The following is a 22,850-nucleotide window of genomic DNA, read 5'->3' on the forward strand; positions in this document are numbered from 1 at the left end:
ATGTTTGCCACTGAAGCGCTTAAATACAGAAGAATCGGGTCTTTTAAATAAAGCTGACGAAGTGCTCAGACAGTGCCGGTTTTTGTTGGAGGAAATAGCAAAAAACTGTGTTTCAGAGTGTTTCATTTAAAAACCTGTTATTGACGGCCTCAGTGGCGATGATCCCGGAAACCGAAACAAAAAACGCTGCGTTCCAGTGCCTCTGTGGCATCGCCCCTGCAATTTGGCAACCTCCGGGTTTTGAGGTAACTTTGTCGTAATGCATCTGTATTATATACATACAAAGGCCTATCTCCTGCGCCCCGCTGGTCAGCTTCTTTAACAGCTTTCCGGCAATTCTTTTTGCATTATTTTTTTCTAATCATTTATTTTTTTATTATGAGTACGAGCAGTAACCCGGTTATTCTTTGTGAATCCGACTATAAAAAACTTACATCCATCATAGTGCTGGATAAAAAAGCAGCAACAACAGACAATACCCTGGCACATGAATTGAACAGGGCAATTGTAGTAAAAGAAGAGGCATTGCCGCCTGGCACCATCCGCATTGGCTCAATTGTACGGATCCTGGATATTGACGCTCAAAAAGAGCGGGAATTTCAGATCGTGATGCCCGGGGAAGCCGATATCCAGGCAAAAAAAATCTCCATTTTCACCCCGATGGCCGCCGCCATTATCGGTTTCCGGAAAGATGATGAAGTTTCCTGGAAAATGCCATCGGGTATGAGGCAGCTAAAAATAGTGGCCGTGAACAATGCCGCACTGCTGGCAAAGGCCTGATACCGCCCGGGGATACGGCCGTTTAATTGGAGCAGCCCTTTACCTCTGTAACATCCTTCAGATGATCCACGCTCCCGAAGGTTACTTCCGTATTATCACACCGAATGCCTTTTGAAGGAGGAACCGTGTTGCAGGAAATACAAACCGTTCCCAGGAAATAGACGGCCTGTCCCTGGTACATGCCCCGCATCAAAACCCTGTACATACCTGGGTACCCGTTGCAGCTGAGTTGATCTTCAAACTTCTTAATCATCTGCGCATCACAATTTGCAGGCTGGTTCCTTCCGGATTTACTGCAACCGATCAATAAAGAACAACAGATCAATAGAATGGCCAAAGATCGCATATAAAAAGTTTAACTTATGCAACGTTCGGATACTTCATTTTGCAACAAGGCTTTCAACAAAAAAAGACCTGCCAATTAAGGTTCCTTTCATTATTTGGCTTATTTTAGAGCTTTTCGATCGCTTACTAAAAATTAAACTTCTTGAAAATGAAAAAAGGCTTCTTATTCCTGATGTTCTGCACCGTTCTGATGGCAGCAAATGCCCAAAAGAAAAAGGCAGCATCCTTATTCAATGGTAAAGATCTTACCGGCTGGAAAATACACGGTACTGAAAAATGGTATGTAGATAAAGGCGAACTGGTTTGCGAAAGCGGACCCGATAAAAAATACGGATACCTTTCTACCGAAAAATCTTATAAAAACTTCGACCTCACCCTCCAGTTTAAACAGGAAGCAAACGGCAACAGCGGTGTGTTCTTCCGTTCGGATATCGAAGGTGTAAAGATCAGCGGATGGCAGGTAGAAGTAGCACCGCTCAATCATAATACCGGTGGCATTTATGAATCCTATGGCCGCGGATGGCTCATCAAACCTAAACCCGAAGATGAAAAAATTCTGAAAGAAGGCCAGTGGAATACCCTGCGCATTAAAGTGGTGGGAGATGAAGTAACCACCTGGCTGAACGGTCACCAGATGGTGTACCTGAAAGATGAAAAGATCGGCCAGGCAAACGGCTTCATCGCCCTGCAGATCCACGACGGCGGCGGTATTAAAGTACGGTGGAAGAATTTCAAGCTGAAGGAGCTGTAAGCTTTCAGACATCAGCTCTCAGACATCAGCCTTCAGCTATACGCGTTATGCTAAAAGCTGAAGGCTGATTGCTTAAACGCTTCTAACAATCCTTACAGAACCGTCGGTAAATGGCTTCATATTCCGGTATGATCGCATCTATATTGAACTGCTGCGCATGTTCAAAGGCACGCTGCTTGAATTCATTCAGGATGGTATCGTCTTTCAGAATATATAAGGCCTTTTCACTCATAGTGGCCACATCTCCTACATTTGCCAGGAACCCGGTTACGCCTTCCACATTTACCTCTCCCAAACCACCGGCATTGGTAGAAATAACCGGTACCCTCGATGCCATGGCTTCCAGCGCTGCCAGACCGAAGCTTTCATACTCAGAAGTCAGTAAGAATAAATCGGCTACCGCAAAGATCTCCTCCATCTGCTCCTGCTTTCCTACAAATACCAGTTTATCAAAGATCCCCAGCTCTCTTCCCTGCTCCTCCGCCGTTTGCCGCTCGGGGCCATCACCTACCAGTAGCAGTTTTGCCGGAATGTTCTTTTGCACTTCATAAAATACTTTCACCACATCCTGTACCCGTTTTATTTTACGGAAGTTGGAGGCATGCAGGAGGATACGTTCTCCGTTGGGTGCCAGTACTTTTTTGAAGGCATCCAGCGGTTTATGATTGAACCGGGTTACATCAATAAAATTATATACGACTTCTATGTCTTTGCGAATGTCAAAATTCTTATAGGTTTCCTCTCTCAGGTTATTGGATACCGCCGTAATGACATCACTTTGGTTGATGGAAAAAGCCACCACCGGCGCATAGGTTTTATCGCGGCCAACGAGTGTGATATCTGTTCCATGCAAGGTTGTGATCACCGGTATGTGCTTCCCTTCTGTTTCGATGATCTTTTTAGCCATATACGCCGCCGAGGCATGCGGAATAGCATAGTGTACATGCAGCAGGTCCAGGTTATAGTTCTTGATCACATCCACCATAGTGCTTGCCAGCGCTGTTTCATAAGGCGGAAAGTCAAACAACGGATAAGTGGGCACCTGCACCTCGTGATAATAAATATTGGGGATAAACCCGTTTAACCTTACCGGCTGCTGATAGGTAATAAAATGCACAAAATGGCCTTTTTCCGCAAGGGCTTTTCCCAATTCTGTTGCCAATACACCGCTCCCGCCGTAGGTAGGATAACAAACGATTCCGATTCGCATACCCAAAGATATGTTTTGCTTTGATAATTACCGATCCGTTTCTTTTCAGGGTATATCACATTTTTGTTAACCGCAGCGATGCATCGAAACCAGAATTACACAACGATGCTATTACAGCGCCGCAAAAACAGCGGAATCTTTCCCGCGAAGAAAAAAAAAATGATACACTTCAACTTTCAGAACCAGATCCTCTGTAAAATTTTACCTTTACAGAAAACAAATAACAGCATGCGCAAAAAATTGTTTTGGATTGCCGGCGTCTTTTTTTGGCTAAACCTGCCGGCTCAAACAAAAGACGAGGAATTTATCCGGAAAATTGCAGATGAAATACTGGTAAACAGCCAGGCTTACAATAACCTGAAAACACTTACCAAAACCATTGGAGGCCGATTGGCCGGTTCTCCTCAAATGTACCAGGCAGAGGAATGGGGGTATCAGCTGCTCCGGAAAAGCGGCAGCGAAAACACGTTTAAGCAGGAATGCATGGTTCCGCACTGGGTACGCGGCGGAACTGACCAGGCAACCGCCATTCTTGCCAACGGCAGAAAAAAGACCCTGGATATTCTGGCCCTGGGCAATACAGAAGGTACCGGAAGTAAGGGGATTAAGGCTCCGGTGATCCTTATCAATTCCTTTGAAGAGCTGGAAACCAAAAAAGACCAGCTAAAAGGAACGATCGTCTTTTATAATTATCCCTTTAATCCCCGGTTTGTACGAACCTTTGAGGCCTACGGCGACGCCGTAAAGTACCGTACACGCGGCACTTCCCTGGCAGCAAAATACGGTGCCCTGGCCAGTATGGTACGCAGCATGAGCCATAGTGTAGACAATCACCCGCATACCGGCGGCACGCGGTATGACTCCGCTTATAAAAAAATTCCGGCGGTAGCAATCGGCCTGCGGGATGCCGACTGGCTGGCAGCGGAACTTGGCAAGGGAGTGCCGGTATCGGTATCGCTTAAAACCATGGGACATTTCCTGCCGGATGCGAAGGGGCATAATATCATCGGTGAACTGAAAGGAACCGAATTCCCAAATGAAGTCATTACGATCGGCGGCCACCTGGATAGCTGGGATGTATGCGAGGGGGCCCACGACGACGGCGTCGGTATTACGCAAACCATCGAAATACTCAGAGCTTATAAAGCACTTGGCTACCGGCCAAAAAGAACCATTCGTTTTGTACTTTTTGCCAATGAAGAAAACGGAGCCAGAGGTGGCGCCAAATATGCCGATGAAGCGGCAAACAACAGCCGGGAAAAACACCTGCTGGCGCTGGAAAGCGATGCCGGCGGCTTTACACCCCGGGGCTTCGGCGTTACCTGCAATGATGCACAGTTTGCAAAGCTCAAAAGCTGGATCCCGCTGCTGGAACCTTATGGCGCCAACCAGTTTACACGCGGCGGCGGTGGCACCGATGTTTCTTTTATTCATGAAAAGCTGAACGTGCCCATGGCCGAACTGCTGCCGGATTCGCAACGCTATTTCGACATTCACCACGCCCGGTCGGATGTGTTTGAAGCCGTAAACAAACGCGAACTGGATCTGGGCGCCGTGAACATTGCTGCATTAATCTACCTGGTAGACCAATATGGATTCTGACCTTATTTTATCTGAACTGTAATATGGAACGCAATATCACTCTTAAGGAACTCGCAGTGGCTGATCTGCCGGTTGTAAAACAGATCTATGACTGGTATGTGCTCCATTCCACTGCTACCTTCCATACCAAACCGGTAACGATCGATGAGCTCCGGGAGTTTATCTATATCGGGCACCCGAGGTTTAAATCCTGGCTGATCCTGAACCAGGAACAGCCCGTTGGCTACTGCTATCTTACCAACTATAAGAAGCGGCAGGCCTATGATAAAACAGCGGAAGTAACCATTTACCTGGTGCAGGATTGTAATGCAAAAGGCATTGGAAAAGCAGCGCTCACACAACTGGAAGCCCATGCCCACGCGGCGGGCTTTAAAAACCTGTTGGCCATTATTTCCGGCGACAACGACCAAAGCATCCATTTTTTTGAGAAGAACGGCTATTTTAAATGCGCTCATTTTAAAAAGGTGGGTGAAAAGTTTGGAAAAGTACTGGATGTAGTGGGCTATCAGAAAGAAATATAAAATATTGAATATCCAATTTTGAATAAAGAACAGCAACGCATATTATAAAAAAGAAGTGCCGAAGCTGATCCATCTGAAACAAACACCGTGAAAAGATCCATACTGTTCCTGCTTTTTTACTCCGGTTTGTGCGTGGCACAGGCCCAGGATGCCGTTTACCAGCAGCCGCCGAAGGAGGCCATGGCATACCGGGAGTTCCGCCAGAAAACCACCATACCACCCTACGGGCTTGAAAACGTAAAGAAACAGATCGCTGCCATCAAAGACAAACCGGGTGAAAGCGGCGATGAAGGCATCAGCGCATTACCCGATGCCGTTTACCAGTCGCTTTCTCCAAGAGAAAAATTCACGTATACCATGATTCACCCGGAAATGTATGCCCAGAACTGCGATATCAACATGATCCATCCCAATGAACATAAAGAAATTTTTGGTTACCTGGTATCTGAAGGCGATGAAGAAACCTGGAGCCAGCGGCAACTGGATTTTTTACGCGGTAACCGCGATTCGGTAATGGCATGGATCCGTGAATCTGCAAACCGAAGCCGCCGTATGGGAGTGAATTACAAAAATGCACTGGTGGAAATGGACGCCTGGGAAATGATCCCCTATATAATCGATTTTTATACCGCCAATAAAAAAGATAAAGACCTGCTCACCGTATTGATGTTATTGATGAAACGGGGAAAATTTACGCCTTTTGTACAATCTTCCTCTTATAAAAAACTATATGGCATGGAGGGCAACCATGAACGGGCCCTGGATTACAACAAGGCCAATGAAAACCTCATCATCACAAGAGCGCAAACCTATTATAAGAAACGGAAGCATTCATAACACGGTAAAGATCCTGCCCGTATGGAAAAAGATGCCCGTGGCGTCTTATTTCCATCAACATACTGACCAAATGATCTTCGTTATGAGAATTTTACAGGTCCTGTTCTGGACTGCAATGAGCCTTACGGCACCGGCACAAAACAGCGGGTCTCCTGATTTCAGGCGGCCCACCTTCCCCACTGAGGGGCTGGAGCGCGTGCAGGCCTTTATACAGCAATACAGGAACAGCAGGACATCAGGCAATAAACCCGTTTCCCAGGGCGCATACGATTCACTGAGCCTCCGGGAAAAATTCACCTATGCCATGATCCATCCCGAACGGTACCTTCAGAATTGCGCCATGTTCATCTATTTTTTCCAGCGGGGAAAACTATTTCCAAGATTAAGCTTTGGCTATAATGAAAATACATTCAGTTTCCGCCAGATCCAGTTTCTGAAAATGAACCGGGATTCTGTGATGACCTTTCTTAACGAGATCATTCAACAAAAGAAAAGCTGGGGCATTAACATCAAGCAAGCTATTATTGAAATAAACGGTTGGGAATTCATCCCTGCCATGATGACTTACTACCGGCAACGGCCGGATGACACCGACGTTCTTACTACCTTTATGGTACTGATGGTCCATGACGTCTTCAGCAGCTTTGTGCAATCCGGATATTACCGGCAACTGTATGGCGCCCCTGATAGTTATGGAGTAACCATTGCTCTTGATAAAACCACGGAAACATTTATTTTAAACACAGCCATGGACTATTATAAATCCAGAACAGAAAAGCGTTCCTTAAAAAAAATGGCCAAATGATCGTGCTATGAAAACAACGGGGCTCCTGTTCCTGCTGCTTTATTGTACCCGTGTATACTCCCAGGAACAGTCTTTTATAAAAATACCGGGGGGCACTTATGAAATCGGCCTCAAAGGAAGTGTTGAAAATCCTTTGCGCAGGGTTACTGTCAACGCATTTTCCATCGCGGCCACGGAGCTGACGAATGCCGAATTTGAACGGTTTGTTTTAGCCACCGGTTATCAAACCGAGGCCGAACGTTTTAAAGATGCCCTGGTATTTGAGCCGGGCCTGGAAGAATTCCGGTGGCTGGACGACAGCACCGCATACTGGCGTTATCCCAACGGGATCGCCAGGGGCGGTATTACCCGCAAGATGAACCACCCGGTTACGGGCATCAGTTTTACCGATGCGCTGGCCTATTGCAAATGGGCCGAAGTACGGTTACCTACGCTGGAAGAATGGGAGATCGCGGCCCGTGCCGGGTCCCCGACAAAATATTTTAAGGGTGTTACCGCGGAAAATATCAGCCGTTATGCCAATATCTGGCTAGGCCACGATCACCTGCAGGCAGATAGCACCGATGGCTTTATGTATACAGCTCCTGTAGCCAGTTTCAAACCCAACCCGCTGGGGCTTTATGATGTATTTGGAAATGTGTTTGAATTTTGCAGCGGATCCTTACCAAGAGACAAAGGCCGCCGCGTGGCGCACGCCCGGGGCGGCTCCTGGTGGTGCAGTAAGCATGCCTGTAACTTTTTTAATGCAGTGGATATCGGATCGGTTAATCCGCATGCTTCTTTCAGTAACCTGGGATTCCGGATAGTGAAAGATGCGGGGGGAATGTAAAATATTAAATATCCAATTTAAAATGTAGAAGTGCAAAAGCCGCCGCCAATCGACGATCATTCCCCCGGTCGATCGCTATCTGTGCCGCAGGAATCCGGAGTTTTGCCCGTTACCTCAAGTCTCAAACGGAACCGAAGTAGAACTTTGAACGTTAAACCTGAAGCCTTTCTCTGCGAGAATGCAGATCTATCGCCAAACAGGCAGGTTCACCGGGCTTAGCTTCCGTTATATCAGAAAAGACCTTTAGCTTTACACGACCTCGAATGTGTGCTGACCGCAAAACAAGATCCGGCGATCAGTACCAGGCGAACAGGAAACCTCTAACCGGTTTTTTGGAGCATTGTACTGTTGCGAAGGATCCGGCCCGGGCGTTACACACAAAGGAGCTATTCAAAACTTTTATTGAATCCGCATGTCATTAAAATATTTGATACTGATGTTGGCGCTGTGGTGGAGCATCACCGCGCAGGCACAATATTATCTTTATACGCCGCAGTATATCGACAGTCTTCAACGGATATTGACGCAACCCGTTAGTGACAGTATTAAAGCACGGGTCAATTTTCAGCTGGCCACCTACTGGATTTCCAAGGACACCCTTAAAGCCAGGACCTGTATCGCCCGGGGCAGGTCACTGGCAGCCTCCAGCCCCTTTCTCATCCAGGTAGCCAATGCCACAGAAGCCTACTACCTGTTTTATACCGGGGCCACTGAACAAAGCGAAACCCTCTATAAAAAAGTAGAGGCGGGATTGGCTGCTTCCCCCGTAAAAGAGGCGCTTATCATCCGCTCCACTGCCTGGAGTAGCCGGGCGGTCATGCGGCAAAAAGCCGATGATGATAAAGGCTATATCCAGCTGATGCTTTCAAAAGCCATTCCCCTGGCGGAACAGGCCAACGATTCCGCATCCCTGGCTACGCATTATGTGGGAGTCGGCGTAGCCTTTATGAACCTCGATCAAAATGAAAAGGCAGAGGCCTATTTTGACAAGGCCATCCCTATATTGCTCCGTCTTAAATCAGAGAGCCGCCTGATCGCTGCTTATAAACGTTCCGGTGAAAATTACATCCTGCTAAAAAAATGGGATAAAGCCCGTGAAACTTTAAACGCCTTTAAACAAATTCTTTTCAAATATCCCGAATCCGATCAGTATGCCGGTTATTATATGATTGAAGGACTCTACCTGAAGGGACAAAAACAATATAAAGAAGCGGTACACAGCTTTGATAAGGCGATTGAAAAAGCCAGCGGCCCCAATAAGGCGTATTTCATCGACGAATTGAATTTTTACAAACTCGACTGTCTGTTAGAAGCCGGGGAATTTAAAAAAGCGCTTTCCGTGTTAAATATCCTTTCAACCGATCCGCGGAATATGGAAATGGATCAGAACCGGCTGGAGGTATACCGGAAGTCTGCGATGGTTTATGCCGGTCTTAACGATTACCCGGCGGCCTACCGCTATCAGGCCTTATACAGTGCCCTGAGCGACAGCCTGCACGAAAGCCGGTTCCGGAATGACATCAACGATATGGAAGCCCGTTATAAAACGGCAGAATCAGAAAAACAGGTGGCTTCCTTAAAAGCGGCCAATGCCCAGGCAGCATTGCAGGCCAGCAAGAACCGGTTATTCAATTTTTTACTGGCCGGCGCCTGCCTCCTGTTGCTGGCCTTTGCCATCTTCTATTATCTTTATTACAAAAGTCATAAAAAATTACTGGAGCAGGAAGCGGTCAATCACCGGCAGCAAATAAGAGAGCTGGCGCAGCAACAGCAACTCACCATTACCCGTTCCATCCTCGAAGGAGAAGAGCGGGAACGGGAACGCCTGGCAAGGGACCTGCATGACGGCCTGGGCGGACTACTTTCGGGTGTAAAAATAAATTTTTCATCCTGGGCCAAGCAGCACCTTGGCCCGGCCGCCGATCCGCCCTTTTTTAAAATCCTGGGTCAGCTCGATCATTCTGTAGAAGAGCTCCGGCGGGTAGCCCGCAACCTGATGCCGCAGTCACTGATCGAATTCGGACTGGAAACCGCGCTGAAGGACCTCTGCGGATTTTATATGAAGGATGGACTGAAGATCGACTTTCAATCATTCAATATCCAACCTGGCATCGACCGGCTAAAGCAGGTACATATTTACCGCATCATACAGGAGCTGTTGTCCAACACCGTTAAACATGCCAGGGCCAATTATGTGCTGCTGCAATGCAGCCAGAACGGTGACCGGTTCTTTATCACCATAGAGGATGACGGAACTGGTTTTGAGCCTGGGAGCTTATCCGAAAAAAAAGGATCAGGCATCCACAATATAAAAAACCGGGTGAACTACCTGGACGGGCAATTGGATATCCGTTCCGAACCCGGCAATGGAACTGTTGTCAGCATTGAACTGAACCTGGCATAGTGCGGCCTCCTTAATGACAGCTGCCGGCCTCACATACGGATCAGCCATCTTTTCGTTATCCTTACCTTACCGTTGTTGCTTTCCGGACTGCAACTGTTCCTGCTGACGGATACTTTCCTTATGCACTTCGTTGTAAAACGCGCGCACGAATGCTTCTGAAAGCTGCCAGGCCTTACCCCGGCGGATCGCGGCTTCCAGCACCTCTTCATAGCGTGCAGATTGAACGACCCCGATTTTGTGCTCCAGTTTATAGCTGCCGATGGCACGGGCGGCTTTCATGCGCTGTCCCAGCAAATCAATCAACTGCTGGTCCAGTGTATCGATCTGCCCGCGATAGTAGCGCATCGTATCCGTAGTCGAACGGTCCTGAGCGTAAACGGTATCCGCATGAAGGCAGAAAACCATACTCACGCTACAAATTATTTTCTTCATCATAACAAAGAGGGTTAAACGGGTCGCAGGTTCACATGATACAGGCACGTGCATTCCTGATCCCAAAAGTATAACGGTAAAAATACCTGATTATTTTGAGCCGTCTAGTTTAGACCCGGATCATAAAGACAGCCGACTTTTTGGGGTAATGCCGGAAATCCAACAGTTAGTTGAACTTTTTACCCGGGAACCTTGGAAAACTGCAGTTGCATATTCTTTTATGCGATCAGCTTATGGAAGCAACACAATGCTTCCGTTTGAATAAATTTCACACATTCGATCCCTTGCCGGATCAGCGAATCTGTAGCAATAAAAATGAATCGATCGTTATTGCAACATCAACCCCGGTTAACATTTTATGGATGAATGCTAATTGTCAATGAGCACATCCGCGGGCACTGAAGGCCCGCTTCACCGTTCTGTCAAAATTTTGATATCTTCAATCCCCTAATACAATCTCTAATGCATATCGACCACATCGCCATCTGGACCGACGACCTGGAACAGCTGTGCCATTTTTACACTACCTATTTCAATGCCGTTAGCAGTGAGCGGTATCATAACCCCAAAAAGCATTTCTTTTCTTATTTTTTGTCCTTTGACACGGGCTGTCGTATCGAGCTCATGCAGATGCCGGAGATCAGCAATGCCGGGATGCAACGGGGCTATACGAAGGGGATTGCGCATTTTGCTATTTCCCTGGGGGGAAAAGCGCAGGTGGATGCACTGACGGAACGGTTACGGGCCGATGGCTTTACGATTGCAGGGGAACCCCGAACCACTGGTGATGGTTATTACGAAAGCGTGGTGCTGGATCCAGAAGGGAATGTAGTGGAGCTGGTGGCTTAGTACCGCTCATCAACTGGCGGGACTGAACAATTTGATCATCCCATCGTCTTCGCTGCTCACCACCAGCAATGATCGTTTTGTAGGGCTGTCTTTGGCCGCGATGATCATAACTCCTTCAGGAGCATCGCCCACTTTTAGCAGCTGCAGGAATTTCGGTTGTTGCGGGTTACTGATATCGTAAACGGCCACAGCATCCACGCGCTCCATGCCCACAAAGGCCACCGGTGTTTTGCCTATTTTTCCGATGGCTATTCCTTCCGGTTCTATGGACTTATCATCACTCCGTTTATCATCATAGCTCCCCGCCTCGATCACTTTCTGATCCAATTCATTTTTACTATCGTAAACCTGTTTGCCCGTAAGGCCGTTCCACACACTGAAGGAACGCGCACCAAAAGCATACAGCTCATCATAATCGCCATCACCGTCCTTATCACCCAGGAATTTTGTAATGTTCAGGCGGCCCAATACCGTTTTTGCCTGAAGTGCAGCAGCACTGGGGAAAACCGTTGCATCCAGCTTTATATCTTTTATTCTCACAGCCTCCACAAAATCGCCCCACTCCCGGGCATCACCTTCATTGGCCGTAAATAAATAGGGAATACCGCCTGTTTCTATCACGGCAATGCCATCCGGCATGTACACTCCTTTTACCGGCCAGTTCTTCAGTTCTATTTTTCCATCTTCATCGCTCCCGTCAATTTCATTACCAGCCGCATTATAATCTTTAAAGCCCAGCGGGAAAATATCGGTAATAGTTTTGGAAGCAATATCCATTTTCGCAATGCCGTTGTTTTCCTGCAAGGTGATCCATGCCGTTTTGGAATCAGGGGACACTGTGATATATTCCGGCTCAATATCCTTTACAAAATCATTGCTCTTGCCAAAAATCCGGAATCCGCCAGCTTCCAAAGCTGGCCGTTTGTCGGCAAATGCAGCAAAATTCAACGTGGTTACAGCGTAGTTCTCTTTAACGGCAATAACAGAGATACTGCCCTCCGGGTCCACCGCATAGTCCGCTGTGGTGGGTTCTCCTTCATTCGCTGTAAGAATGTACCGACCGTCCGGTGTATACGTGATCATATCCGGTAAAGCACCCACTACAACCGATTTTATTTCTTTATAGTCCAGGGTATTGAACACCACTACTTTCCCAGGATCGGTTTTTACGGTTGCCTGTATAGCAGCAGCTACATTTCCGGCGGAAACGCTGAGGCTGTTTACTGCCCCTCCATACGGTTCCAGGCTGATCGAATGAATTTTACTGGGCGCTGCCGGGTTACTGATATCCACTACATCGATCAGGTTTGCAGCATTCTCATTCACCACCCCGGCGCTGTTATTGACTATAAACAGGCGCTTTGTTACGGGATCATAAGCCGAAATCTCTGCAGCCCCCTTGTCGCCGATATCAATTTGCCCCACCGCTGTAAATGTAGCGGGGTTCTCATGAATGATTGTCTCAGGAACAATGTCGTTGTGATTACGGTTACAGCCGGCCATACCCAGCAGTACTCCCAAAAGCAGTGGAATCTGATGCCTCATAATGGATACCATTTGCGCAAAAGTATCCGTCGCACATTATTAAAACGTGAAGGCAAGTTTATTAAAATGTTACATGCCTCCCCGGAATTTGTAACGAGGCATTCTAAACGTTTATAAAGGAATGTGATGCTTATCCGCCGCGGATCAGCATTTAGTGATCGATTATCCTGGTTCAGATTCTGAAACAAATTGCCAATGACAGATGATAGGGTGCGTTGATAACCAGCCAGGTTTCATTCTTTTCTTCTTCGACTTTTGCTTCACCAAAAGTAGAGGTCATCCGCCGCAGTGGACCGCCGTTTGACCACCCACGCACTGCAGACCCGAATCGAAAAGCAGCATCACCGCTGTCCCGAAACAATAGGTCGAAGCGCTTGATGCCTGATTATTGCACGCTACTACGCTGCTTTCTTTACAGGAAGGATGCTTCCGGAATCCTGAAGCATCAAACACCGCTGTAGATATACCCTGAGACAGGCATCCCCTTTACATTTTATATTGGATATTTCATATTTTACATTCTCAGAAACGATACACCCCGGACTGCAGCTCGTAAACAGTGATATTTCCCTGCTTTCCGAGGAGGCGTACCTGGTTCTTTTTTTCCTTCAGTATCAGCCCGTCTGTATCCGCGATCTTTAACAATGCCGTAGTATTCGGGGGAATCTCCAGCTCCATATGAAGTACTCCATTTCTTCTGCTCCAGTTACTTTTAATAAACCCTGCGGGAGACTCAAAACCGGCTTTTACCCAGCCCAGTTTTGAAGCCGCAATTTGCGGGGGCTGGATCACAAACCGCTCATATCCGGGTTTGTCAACCTTGATACCGGCCAGCCCGTCGATGTACCAGGCGCCCGGGTATAAAAACGAACTGTGGAGCAGCGAATGGCCGGGCAGGTCCTTTTCCCACATTTCCCAGATCGTGGTGGCACCGTTTGCCTTCATATAGCCCCATCCCGGATAATCCGTTTTTGAAGTCATCTCCAATAAAAGATCCTGCCGGTTTTGCTCCCGTAGCAGTTTAAACAGCAATGCACCGCCGGTGATTCCTACATGGATATGTCCTTTCCGGCGCACCCGGATCTCATGCTCCAAACGTTTCCAAACTTTTTGCTTATATGCATCCGGCACCACCTCCGCCAACAGCGCCGCCACCAGGTTGCCCATCGATCCATCGGCATAGGAAGTATCGGCTTCATTGAAAAATTTCTTATGGATCACATCGCTGAAAGCAGCCGCCTGCTCCCGCCATTTGCCGGCCCATTCTTTTTCACCGATCTGGTCCGCAATCTTTATTGCGGTCCGAAGGTTATAGATACGGTATAGATTGTTAAAACATAAGTTCTGCGGCGAATCATTATTCATGCCCTCAGCCGTAGCATTGGGCCAGAGCCAGTCGCCTAAAAAATCCCATTTGCCGCCAAAGCGCTGCAGGATGCCGTCACGGGTATTGCGCTCCAGGAAATCCAGCCAGTTCCGGATCAGCGTAAAGTTGTTCCGGAGCATACTTTCATCACCATATTGCCGGTAAAAGTACCAGGGTAAGGTTACCACAATACCCCCCCAGGCCGGTCCACCACCCCCCATATAGGTTGGTGCTGTGTGGGGCAGGATGCCCTGGTGGAGGTGGCGTCCGCTCATCACCGCTTTCCGGGCAAATGCCGTATCATACATATTGCCCACAATGGATTCGGTACCGCTTACATCACGCCAGTCTTCCATCCATTTCGTATACATTGCGGCCACCTGGTAATTCAGCATCCCGGTTTCACAGGTGGCATGTGCATCTCCACCGTAGCCCAGCCGCTCACGCTGCGGACAATCGACAATGAATCCACCCAATGACAAATTCTCGTAGGTCCAGCGAACGGTATTATAGATCCAGTTCTGCAGGCTGTCTGAACAGCTGAAGCTGGCCGCATCTTTATAGGCCGTGCGCACCAGCCATCCTTTAATGTCTCCGAGCTGCGGCGTTTTGGTAACGCCTTTTATCGTAATCCACCGGCCGGAACCATAGTTGAATTTATTGCGAAAAGTTCCTTTGCCGGTTTTATCAAAAATATAAGCGCTGTGCAGGCCAAAGGTCATCTCCATGTTTTCCCGTTCGGAAAACAGCAGCTCCGCACGATGGCCCGGCTGCCCTTCCAGCTTTGCCGCGATCCAACCTGCAAAGTTCACCCCCATATCCACCCGGTAAGTATCATCACTGATCTTTTTTATGGAGACAGGCCGGATCTCGTCAAAGCGCCGGTTCTGCTCTACCTGCTGGGCCGATACCTGCAGGCCGGGATGGTAAACGGTTGCTGCCAGCCAGTTGGCATCCCGGTATGCGATCGTGTTCCATAGCGGCTCATCGAGGTTGGCATCCCAAAGCTCTCCGCCCATCCGGTTTGAGTTCCAGACGCCCAGCAGCTTATTCGGACTGCCTTTTACCTTCCATGAAGCATCCGTACGAACCGTGGCAAATGGCCGTTCCGCCGGGCCCGGGTCTTTATGTGCGTAACAATCCACCTGCGCTGCTACGATCGGGGTATTGGGCCGGTCTTTTGTTACATAAGGTCCGTGTATCGACCAGGAGGTACCCAGCCATATGGCGATCGCATTCGCCCCCTTATTCAGGTAGGGCGCTATATCGTACGCAAGATAACGGGCCCGTTTTGTATGATCCGTTACCGCAGTTGGCATCACATCATCACCTACACGCTTTCCGTTTACATACAACTCGTGAAAGCCCACAGAAGCCACGTACAGCATTGCCTGGGCGGGAATGGCATCCAGCGCGAAGACTTTACGCAACCAGGGATCCGGTATATTGCAGTCCTTCTGAGCCGGATCAAAAATAACCGAAGACCCGATCCATCCCGCTTTCCATGCTCCCGGCTCCAACATTCCGGTATGCCAGTACGCTGTTGCACTCCAGTCGGAAACCGCATTCGTTTCATCCTTTACCGCCACTTTCCAATAGTACCGGCGATCTGAATGCAGCCGTGCTCCCGGCAGTACTACCTGGCTCATTTGAGCAGACCGTTCCCACTCCGAATCCCATATATCTCCGATACCGGCATTGAGCTTTTTCAAGGAGCTGGCCACCAATACCCGGTAGGCCGTCTGCTTTTGTCCGTAAAGGCCCGGTCTGGTGCTTTTCAGCGTCCAGCTAAAACGCGGCTGCGGCCTGTCTAAACCAAGGGGGTTGTCCAGGTATTCTACCTTCAGATTCACGGGCAGCAATGGGGCACTTGCGGCGTATCCCCACAGGGGCAGCAACAGCAGAAAGACAGCGCACATCTTGCGCGTTCGGGTTATTGATTTCATGTTCTCAGTATCCGTTATTGTTTATAATTACGCTTTTAATAAATCCTGTAAAGTCTTCCTTCTCCTGCCTCAAAGCGGTCAGCCAGTTTTCCTCCGGTCAAGGTCTTTTTTATTTCCTTACCGGTTGTTTTTGCAACTTCCGCAACGGATTTCCCCCGGGGCAGTGTAAACGCCAGCTCCTTTGTTTCTGTCAGCGATTTATTCACCACCATTATATAAAGATTCCCCGAATCCCGCTCTTTAAATTCGGTTACAATCAGGGATGCCTGTTTATCTGAACATTGCAGTACGAAATCTTCAGAAGGCCGCACCGTTCCGGCCGGTATATGCACTCCGGTATGAAAAACCTGAACCGCATCCAGCCGCAACAGGCAGGGTCCCAGATTTTTCATCGCCGCATTGATCGCTTTAAATGGCTCGTAAAGATCGGTTTTATTTCCTTTTTCGTCAACGATTGCCTGGGTAAACTGTTCCGTGCCGCCACCTGGCGTCCAGTAAGTAAACCATACCGGCAGTTTAATGCCATAGGCCAGGTTTGTAAACGCACTATACTGCAGCTCATGAGCGTTGGGTCGCCGGAGGCCAACAGAGGACCCGATGCTCTGCAGGTAGGCCGATGTTTTAACCCGGTACTTCAGTCCCATGCGCCGGATCACATCCAGATCGTGATAATAGTGATCTTCACGAAGCGAATCCTTTTCCATGAAGGGATAGTTATCAAAGGACAAATACCCAAGATTTTTGGGCCCCGCCATCTGTATCCATTTTTCTACATAGTCTCGTTCATACTGGATCGGGCCGAGCGCTCCTGTAGCATAGCTGGGAAACAGATTTACATGTGCGATTGCACCTGGACTGGCGCTCAGCACCTTTTGATAGCGCACTGCTGCATCCGCCAGTTCGCTAACCGTTGGTTCGTCTTTGATATAATAGCCCAGTGTGGCTTCATAATTTTTATACTCTGCGATCATTTCCCGTATAGCCGCATCCGTACCATTGATCCGCGCATCCGCAACTACCATCCCGATGCCGTATCGCGCAGCCATTACCAGCATGGCCGTTTTTTCGGCTGCCGTGTACTGCATCGAAATATCCTGGATGAGGTTGACATGTGCATCACGGATGGCTTCATAATGCCGGTCCAGCGTATATTCCCGGCCCGGGGCCACATAGATCCCGATCCGGAAGGGCTCTGCCGTATCAGTTTTGGGTTTTTCAACCGGCGCAGCGGTTTCCCTTGCCAGGGGCTCCCTGGAACAACCGGTATTGCCTGTGGTTCCCAGGCATAAAAGCATGAGGTTAAAAAAAATGGAGATCATTTTCTTTTGAAACATGTGTACTGGTTTTATGGAGTTCTTTACTTTATTATTTTCCGGATGCGTTGGTTCATCCGGTCCAGCACCAAAAGCTGGTTCTGGTAAACAGCAATGCCCGTGGGCACATTGAATGTTGCAGCCGCGCCTGTTCCGTTTGCATAACCTTGTGTACTGCCGGCCAGCGTAATCACTTTATTACTATTTGCCTGTATCATCCGTATATTGGAAGCGGTTGCAGCGATGGTGGACGCATCAAACTGGTGTCCGCAACCGGCCACATAAATATTATTGGCAGCGTCGATAGCCAGCCCCCAGGGATGATCAAAACGGGCATTGGCCCCAACCCCATCGACTGTTCCATGCTGACCCGCTGTGCCCGCGATGATCTCCGTCTTCCAGTTAGACCGGCTTATCCGGTATACAATGGAATTGAAGTTATCCGCCACCACCAGGTTCCCGTAGTTATCCAGCCTGATACCGCCGGCCGTCACCGCCCGGTCAAGCGTGCGGGTGGTTAATGCACCCGAAAAACTAAGCTCATATAATTTTCCGTTACTGGCACTGGGTAATGCACTTACCAGGTATAGTTTCTGCTGCGCCTGATCGATCGCAATACCCTGCGGAAAAGGCACTACCCATCCGAGGATGGTGGTGACTGCTCCGCCGGGTGTAATCTTCCGTACCGCCCAGTTCCAGGTATCGGCTACATATACGTTGCCGTTGTTATCTACCGCTATATCCGTGGGATGATTAAAGCGTGCCGCAGCACCGGTGCCGTCTGTATTCCCGGAAACACCGGAACTTCCGGCCAGCGTGGTAACCGTTCCGTTTGCATCTACCTTGCGGATGCAGTGATTATCGATATCTGCTATATAGGCATTCCCCAGCTGATCCGTTGCCATACCGGTATTGGTAAGAAAATTGAATTTGGCCGTTGCGGCGGCTCCGTCTGCAAAACCGGCGGTTCCCGACCCGGACAGGGTGCTTACCGTTACCTCCGGCAATGCAACCGTCAGGGGGAACAGCTTACCCTCGCCCGGCAGGAAAGAAGCAGAAAACTGGTGGGTAGCCGGGTTAAAATCGGTGGCTACGGCATCCCCATTGGTCTTTGAGATCCATTGCACGTTGGTAATGGTGCTGCCTGTTGAAAACGTGGCATTCAATGTGGTGGTAAAGGATTTATTCACCACCATCACATATTCCTTTCCGTCAGCCGGGCTCACAAAATGCGTCATGATCAGGTTTGCCGACGGATCCACCGGCTTTACCATAAACGACGCGGGAATGGGGCTGGTGCCTGCCGGCAGCGAAGTACCGGAGTGGTATACGGCTACCGCATCCGTGTGTATAAGGGTTCTGCCGATCTGTTTTAACTCCGCATTGAGAATGCGGAACGGATCATACAGGTTTGTTTTGGCACCGGTAAGATCAATAATCGCATCTGTAAATACTTCGGTACTGCTAACGGGTGTCCAGTACGAAAACCAAACGGGGATCTTGATGCCATAGGCCAGGGTACTGTATGCGCTGAACCGAAGTTCGTCCGTATTGGGCCTGCGGTACATACCCGCCACACCTACCGATTGCAGGTAGGCCGATGTTTTTATTCCATAGCGCAGGCCAAGCCGCCGGATCACGTCCAGATCGTGGTAATAGGGGTCCTGCCGGAACTGCCCGTTGGATAAAAACGGGTAGTTATCCATCGACAGGTACTTGAGGTTGGCGGGTCCCGCCAGGTTGATCCATTGCTGCACATAATCGTTCTCATAATTGATCGATCCCAATGCACCGGTAGCGTAGCTTGGAAAAAGATTCACGTGCGGAAGCTTAGACGGATCATAGCTCAATACCTTTCCATACCGCGTAGCCGCATCATTGAGCTGTGCAACAGTAGGTTCATCTTTGACGAAATATCCGATCACAGCCGGGTGATTGTTGTAGGTATTCAACATGGCGGTGATCTGCGCATCGGAGCCATTGATCCGGTCATCAGCCACCATCATTTTTAGTCCTACACTATCGGCCATATCCAGCATGGCCAGCTTGTTTGCGGGCGTATGCTGACCGGAGATATCCTGGATAAAGTCTACGTTCGCATCCTTTATTCTTTGATAGTGCACAGGCTCCGTAAAATCAAAAGGCGGTGCAATATAGATGCCGATCATCATTTCTTCCGCGGCGGAAGATAAAAGGGCCTGTTGCTTTTGGGTTGCCTTCTTTTCCGGCTGAACCAGGTATTCCATCCGGCTGCATCCCAGGAAGCCGAGGCTTACCAGCCCGATCATTCCAAGGGTCCTCTGTATAGATGTAATAGGAATCATTCGTTTCATATAGCTTCGTTTTTATTATTGGGAAACCATTTTCCTTATTTTCAGGTTGTCCCGGTCCAGTATATATACATTGTCCTGCGCATCAATCGCCAGGCCTGTGGGCACATTAAACCGCGCTTCACCGCCCAAACCGTCCTTATATCCCATACTGTTGGATCCGGCAACAGTGCTTACCTTATTGGTGCCGGCTTCAATCATCCGGATATTGGAAGCTCCGGCGGCAATATTAGCGCTGTTAAAGAGATGGCCGCAGCCCGCTACGTAGATATTATTTTTACTATCCACCGCCACATCCCAGGGATGTTCAAAACGGGCATTGCCGGCGACCCCGTCTACCCAGCCGGGGGTATCTTCCAAACCTGCAAGCTTTTCCATATTCCAGGTTTGTGTATTAACCCGGTACACAACAGACCTTCCGTTATCCGCGATTACCAGGTTGTCATTATGGTCCATCGTGATGCCCCCGGATACGATCGGCGCACTCAGCGGCCGCTCCGTCATCACACCGGCTGCAGCAATCTCAAAAAGTTTTCCCTGGCTTGCCGCCGGCAAGGCGCTAACTACGTACAAGGTGCCTGTTTTCTTACTGATGGTGATGCCTTGCGGGAAGGGCACCACCCAACCTAAAACGGTGGTCACTTCACCGGTTGTGGCAATTTTCCGTATCGCCCAGTTCCAGGTATCGGCTACGTATACATTGTCATTTTGATCCACCACCAGATCCGCTGGATGATTGAACAAGGCCTGGGCTGCGGCGCCGTTTTTATTACCCTCTGTACCGGGCACACCGGCAAAGGTGCTCACCGTACCATCCGGCGCTACCTTGCGGATGCAGTTGTTGAAAATATCCGCCAGGTACAAATTACCCTTTGAGTCGATATCCATCCCCGCATTCACTTTAAAATCAAAAGTTGCGGCGGCACTGCTGCCCGCAATGGTTGTCACTGTTCTTTTTAAGGTATAAGTAAATGCTGCTTCGCTGCTCACCGTTTTTCCACCGATGGTAAGGGTTAGCTTTCCCGTGCCCGCGCCTTGCGGAATTTTAATAATGATCCGTTTCTGGTTCGCACCCAATACTTCGGTTTCCCGGCCGTTGATCGTTACCCGGATATCCTGCACATCACTGCTGAAATTGTCGCCGTACAACATCACTTCGGTGGCTTCGCTTCCTTCAAGCGGCGCAAACCGTTCCAGGGAAACGGGCAGTGCATTGTTGTGTACGTAGCGGTCGTCCACCTGCCGGAAGGTTTGCTTTTTACAGGAGCTGCAACACAAAAGGACGAAAAAGGAAATGGTATATATTGAAACTTTTAGTTGGTTCATGATCTTAGATTTAATGAATGCACCCCTTCAATTAATTATATCCCGGGTTTTGCACCAGTTTTTTGTCTTTATTGATTTCCGTTTGGGGAATGGGAAACAGGTCGAATGCAGGTTTGTAGATGCGGTTCTCCACCAGGAAAGGCGTGTGCGTAAAGCTGCCATCCGTTTGCTTTGTGATCCGCATACCCCGGGCTTCGCTCATGGTTTCTGTTCCGATCTTCCAGCGCCGGATATCCCAGAAACGCTGTCCTTCAAATGCCAGTTCTATGCGCCGTTCATTGCGGATGCGCTCCCGCATCTGGCTCTTGCCCAGGTTGGCCGGCAGTGAAGGCATCCCCACCCGGTTGCGTACCTGGTTCATGGCTTCATAAACCGTGTTGTCCGGCGCACTGAGGACTTCATTCTGCGCCTCCGCATACATCAGAAGGGCATCTTCAAAACGCATATATACCCAATAATGATCCCCGGGCCGGTTATCGGGCGATACGCTTCCGTTTTCATCCACGAGTTTGCGGAGATAGTAACCGGTTTGGGTCAAACTGCCCTCTGCGGAGGTCAACCCATCCAGTCCACCCACAAAGGTTTGCACCGTTTCTCCTTTCCAGGAACTGCCATTGTACAATACCGATGCATAAAACCGGGGGTCGCGGTCTTTGTAGGGGTCATTGGGTGCATACCCCGATCCTGCTTCACTGATCATTTTCCCATTCTTCATTTCATAGGCATCTACCAGGTCCTGCAGAGGCTGAATCCATGCCGTACCATTCATACTTGGAATAAAGAGCTGCTTCAGCCATTCGGTATTATTGACAGTTGACTGGAAAATGATATTGGATGCGGAGCGTTTATGAAACAGGCCTTTATAATCCGCGTCTACATGATAGGTATCCAGGTCGGCGATCTCCCGGGCTGCTGCTGCGGCCGCCGTCCACTTTGCAGCGTCGTTGCCAGGGTTGTGCAGGGGACTGGCCGCCAAAAGCAGTGCACGTGCTTTCAGCATCAGTGCGGCGCCTTTGGTGGCGCGCCCGATATTTGCGGCACTGTTCACCCCGTCCAGTAATGGTACTGCCGTATTGCAATCCTGCACAATAAAGGCCGTTACTTCTGCTACAGTGTTCCGGGGTAGGTTCAGATCATCCGTAATTTGCAATACCCGGTCAATCAATGGCACGCTTCCGTACCGCTTAAACAGCTCGTAATAATAGAATGCCCTTAAAAAATAGCCTTCTCCTTTCATGCGGGTTTTGCCCGCCATCTGTGTGGCATTTACCGCCGGCACCTGGTCTATTTTTTCGATCAGGCGGTTTACCTTCCGGATTGATGCATACAGACCGGCCCAGTTCTCAATGGGATTGTAGGTGGGTGAAAGCAACCCGCGGGTAAATACCTGTGGTCCGTTAAAATAGATCACCGGGCATTTTGCTTCATCGGAAGCCGCAGCATAGGTAACACTTTTAGCCGGCATCCATTCATTGGGAAGGTCGGCATAGATATTGGCCAGGTAACGCTCGGTTTGTACATAATCGCCAAAAACCTCCTGTTCGGAGAGCCCTCCTGTTTCTGCCTTATCGAGGTAGCCTTTCACGTTACATGAAAAAACACCAACAGACAGCAAACAGCAGATAAGTATATTTAATTTCATCTGTTTATTTTTTTGTA

At 49.0% G+C, this 22,850-nt stretch carries 18 protein-coding genes; 9 read left to right on the forward strand and 9 right to left on the reverse strand.

Annotated elements, in window-relative coordinates:
* Positions 1-378 precede the first annotated feature (378 nt).
* Positions 379-780 carry a GreA/GreB family elongation factor gene (locus tag LL912_RS15600; RefSeq protein WP_235554507.1) on the forward strand — a complete coding sequence of 134 codons (402 nt, stop codon included), beginning with the start codon at positions 379-381 and terminating at the stop codon, positions 778-780.
* A 22-nt stretch (positions 781-802) separates the two neighbouring features.
* Here LL912_RS15600 and LL912_RS15605 read toward each other — a convergent pair whose 3' ends face one another.
* Positions 803-1,033, reverse strand: coding sequence for a hypothetical protein (locus tag LL912_RS15605; protein ID WP_235554508.1), 231 nt, complete (start codon positions 1,031-1,033; stop codon positions 803-805).
* 240 nt (positions 1,034-1,273) lie between these two features.
* Between LL912_RS15605 and LL912_RS15610 the strand changes: the two genes are divergently transcribed.
* Positions 1,274-1,876, forward strand: coding sequence for a 3-keto-disaccharide hydrolase (locus tag LL912_RS15610; RefSeq protein ID WP_235554509.1), 603 nt, complete (start codon positions 1,274-1,276; stop codon positions 1,874-1,876).
* An 82-nt stretch (positions 1,877-1,958) separates the two neighbouring features.
* Here the strand turns inward: LL912_RS15610 and bshA are convergent, their stop codons facing one another.
* Complete coding sequence (gene bshA / locus LL912_RS15615; protein WP_235554510.1) at positions 1,959-3,086, reverse strand: N-acetyl-alpha-D-glucosaminyl L-malate synthase BshA; 1,128 nt, start codon at positions 3,084-3,086, stop codon at positions 1,959-1,961.
* A gap of 228 nt (positions 3,087-3,314) precedes the next feature.
* On the opposite strand from bshA, the gene LL912_RS15620 reads away from it, so the two are divergent.
* The 6 genes from LL912_RS15620 (at position 3,315) to LL912_RS15645 (ending at position 10,084) form a co-directional block, all read left to right on the forward strand.
* Entirely contained in the window at positions 3,315-4,688 is a 1,374-nt protein-coding gene (locus LL912_RS15620) for a M20/M25/M40 family metallo-hydrolase (RefSeq protein WP_235554511.1), read from the forward strand.
* A 23-nt stretch (positions 4,689-4,711) separates the two neighbouring features.
* Positions 4,712-5,209, forward strand: coding sequence for a GNAT family N-acetyltransferase (locus tag LL912_RS15625; protein WP_235554512.1), 498 nt, complete (start codon positions 4,712-4,714; stop codon positions 5,207-5,209).
* An 87-nt stretch (positions 5,210-5,296) separates the two neighbouring features.
* On the forward strand, positions 5,297-6,046 hold the full coding sequence (locus LL912_RS15630; RefSeq protein ID WP_235554513.1) for a hypothetical protein: 750 nt from the start codon (positions 5,297-5,299) through the stop codon (positions 6,044-6,046).
* 82 nt (positions 6,047-6,128) lie between these two features.
* Positions 6,129-6,851, forward strand: a complete 723-nt coding sequence (locus LL912_RS15635; RefSeq protein ID WP_235554514.1) for a hypothetical protein — start codon at positions 6,129-6,131, stop codon at positions 6,849-6,851.
* Positions 6,852-6,858: 7 nt separating this feature from the next.
* Positions 6,859-7,680, forward strand: coding sequence for a formylglycine-generating enzyme family protein (locus tag LL912_RS15640; protein WP_235554515.1), 822 nt, complete (start codon positions 6,859-6,861; stop codon positions 7,678-7,680).
* A 412-nt stretch (positions 7,681-8,092) separates the two neighbouring features.
* Positions 8,093-10,084 carry an ATP-binding protein gene (locus LL912_RS15645; RefSeq protein WP_235554516.1) on the forward strand — a complete coding sequence of 664 codons (1,992 nt, stop codon included), beginning with the start codon at positions 8,093-8,095 and terminating at the stop codon, positions 10,082-10,084.
* Positions 10,085-10,150: 66 nt separating this feature from the next.
* Here the strand turns inward: LL912_RS15645 and LL912_RS15650 are convergent, their stop codons facing one another.
* Positions 10,151-10,519 carry a chorismate mutase gene (locus LL912_RS15650; RefSeq protein ID WP_235554517.1) on the reverse strand — a complete coding sequence of 123 codons (369 nt, stop codon included), beginning with the start codon at positions 10,517-10,519 and terminating at the stop codon, positions 10,151-10,153.
* A 459-nt stretch (positions 10,520-10,978) separates the two neighbouring features.
* Here LL912_RS15650 and LL912_RS15655 point away from each other — a divergent pair, with 459 nt between their 5' ends.
* On the forward strand, positions 10,979-11,365 hold the full coding sequence (locus LL912_RS15655; protein WP_235554518.1) for a VOC family protein: 387 nt from the start codon (positions 10,979-10,981) through the stop codon (positions 11,363-11,365).
* Between the two features lie 9 nt (positions 11,366-11,374).
* On the opposite strand, the gene LL912_RS15660 is transcribed toward LL912_RS15655, so the two are convergent.
* The 6 genes from LL912_RS15660 to LL912_RS15685 all read right to left on the reverse strand — a co-directional run bounded on the left by LL912_RS15660 (position 11,375) and on the right by LL912_RS15685 (position 22,833).
* Positions 11,375-12,910 carry a choice-of-anchor I family protein gene (locus LL912_RS15660; RefSeq protein WP_235554519.1) on the reverse strand — a complete coding sequence of 512 codons (1,536 nt, stop codon included), beginning with the start codon at positions 12,908-12,910 and terminating at the stop codon, positions 11,375-11,377.
* Positions 12,911-13,432: 522 nt separating this feature from the next.
* On the reverse strand, positions 13,433-16,222 hold the full coding sequence (locus LL912_RS15665) for a family 78 glycoside hydrolase catalytic domain (RefSeq protein ID WP_235554520.1): 2,790 nt from the start codon (positions 16,220-16,222) through the stop codon (positions 13,433-13,435).
* A 35-nt stretch (positions 16,223-16,257) separates the two neighbouring features.
* Positions 16,258-17,556, reverse strand: coding sequence for a hypothetical protein (locus LL912_RS15670; RefSeq protein ID WP_235554521.1), 1,299 nt, complete (start codon positions 17,554-17,556; stop codon positions 16,258-16,260).
* Positions 17,557-17,579: 23 nt separating this feature from the next.
* Entirely contained in the window at positions 17,580-19,868 is a 2,289-nt protein-coding gene (locus LL912_RS15675; protein WP_235554522.1) for an NHL repeat-containing protein, read from the reverse strand.
* 15 nt (positions 19,869-19,883) lie between these two features.
* A complete protein-coding gene (locus LL912_RS15680) occupies positions 19,884-21,191 on the reverse strand; it encodes an IPT/TIG domain-containing protein (protein WP_235554523.1) in 1,308 nt (435 codons plus the stop codon).
* 31 nt (positions 21,192-21,222) lie between these two features.
* Entirely contained in the window at positions 21,223-22,833 is a 1,611-nt protein-coding gene (locus tag LL912_RS15685) for a RagB/SusD family nutrient uptake outer membrane protein (RefSeq protein ID WP_235554524.1), read from the reverse strand.
* Positions 22,834-22,850: the final 17 nt, after the last annotated feature.

Origin of the sequence: Niabella agricola, assembly GCF_021538615.1 — a bacterium.
GTDB classification, from domain to species: Bacteria; Bacteroidota; Bacteroidia; order Chitinophagales; family Chitinophagaceae; genus Niabella; species Niabella agricola.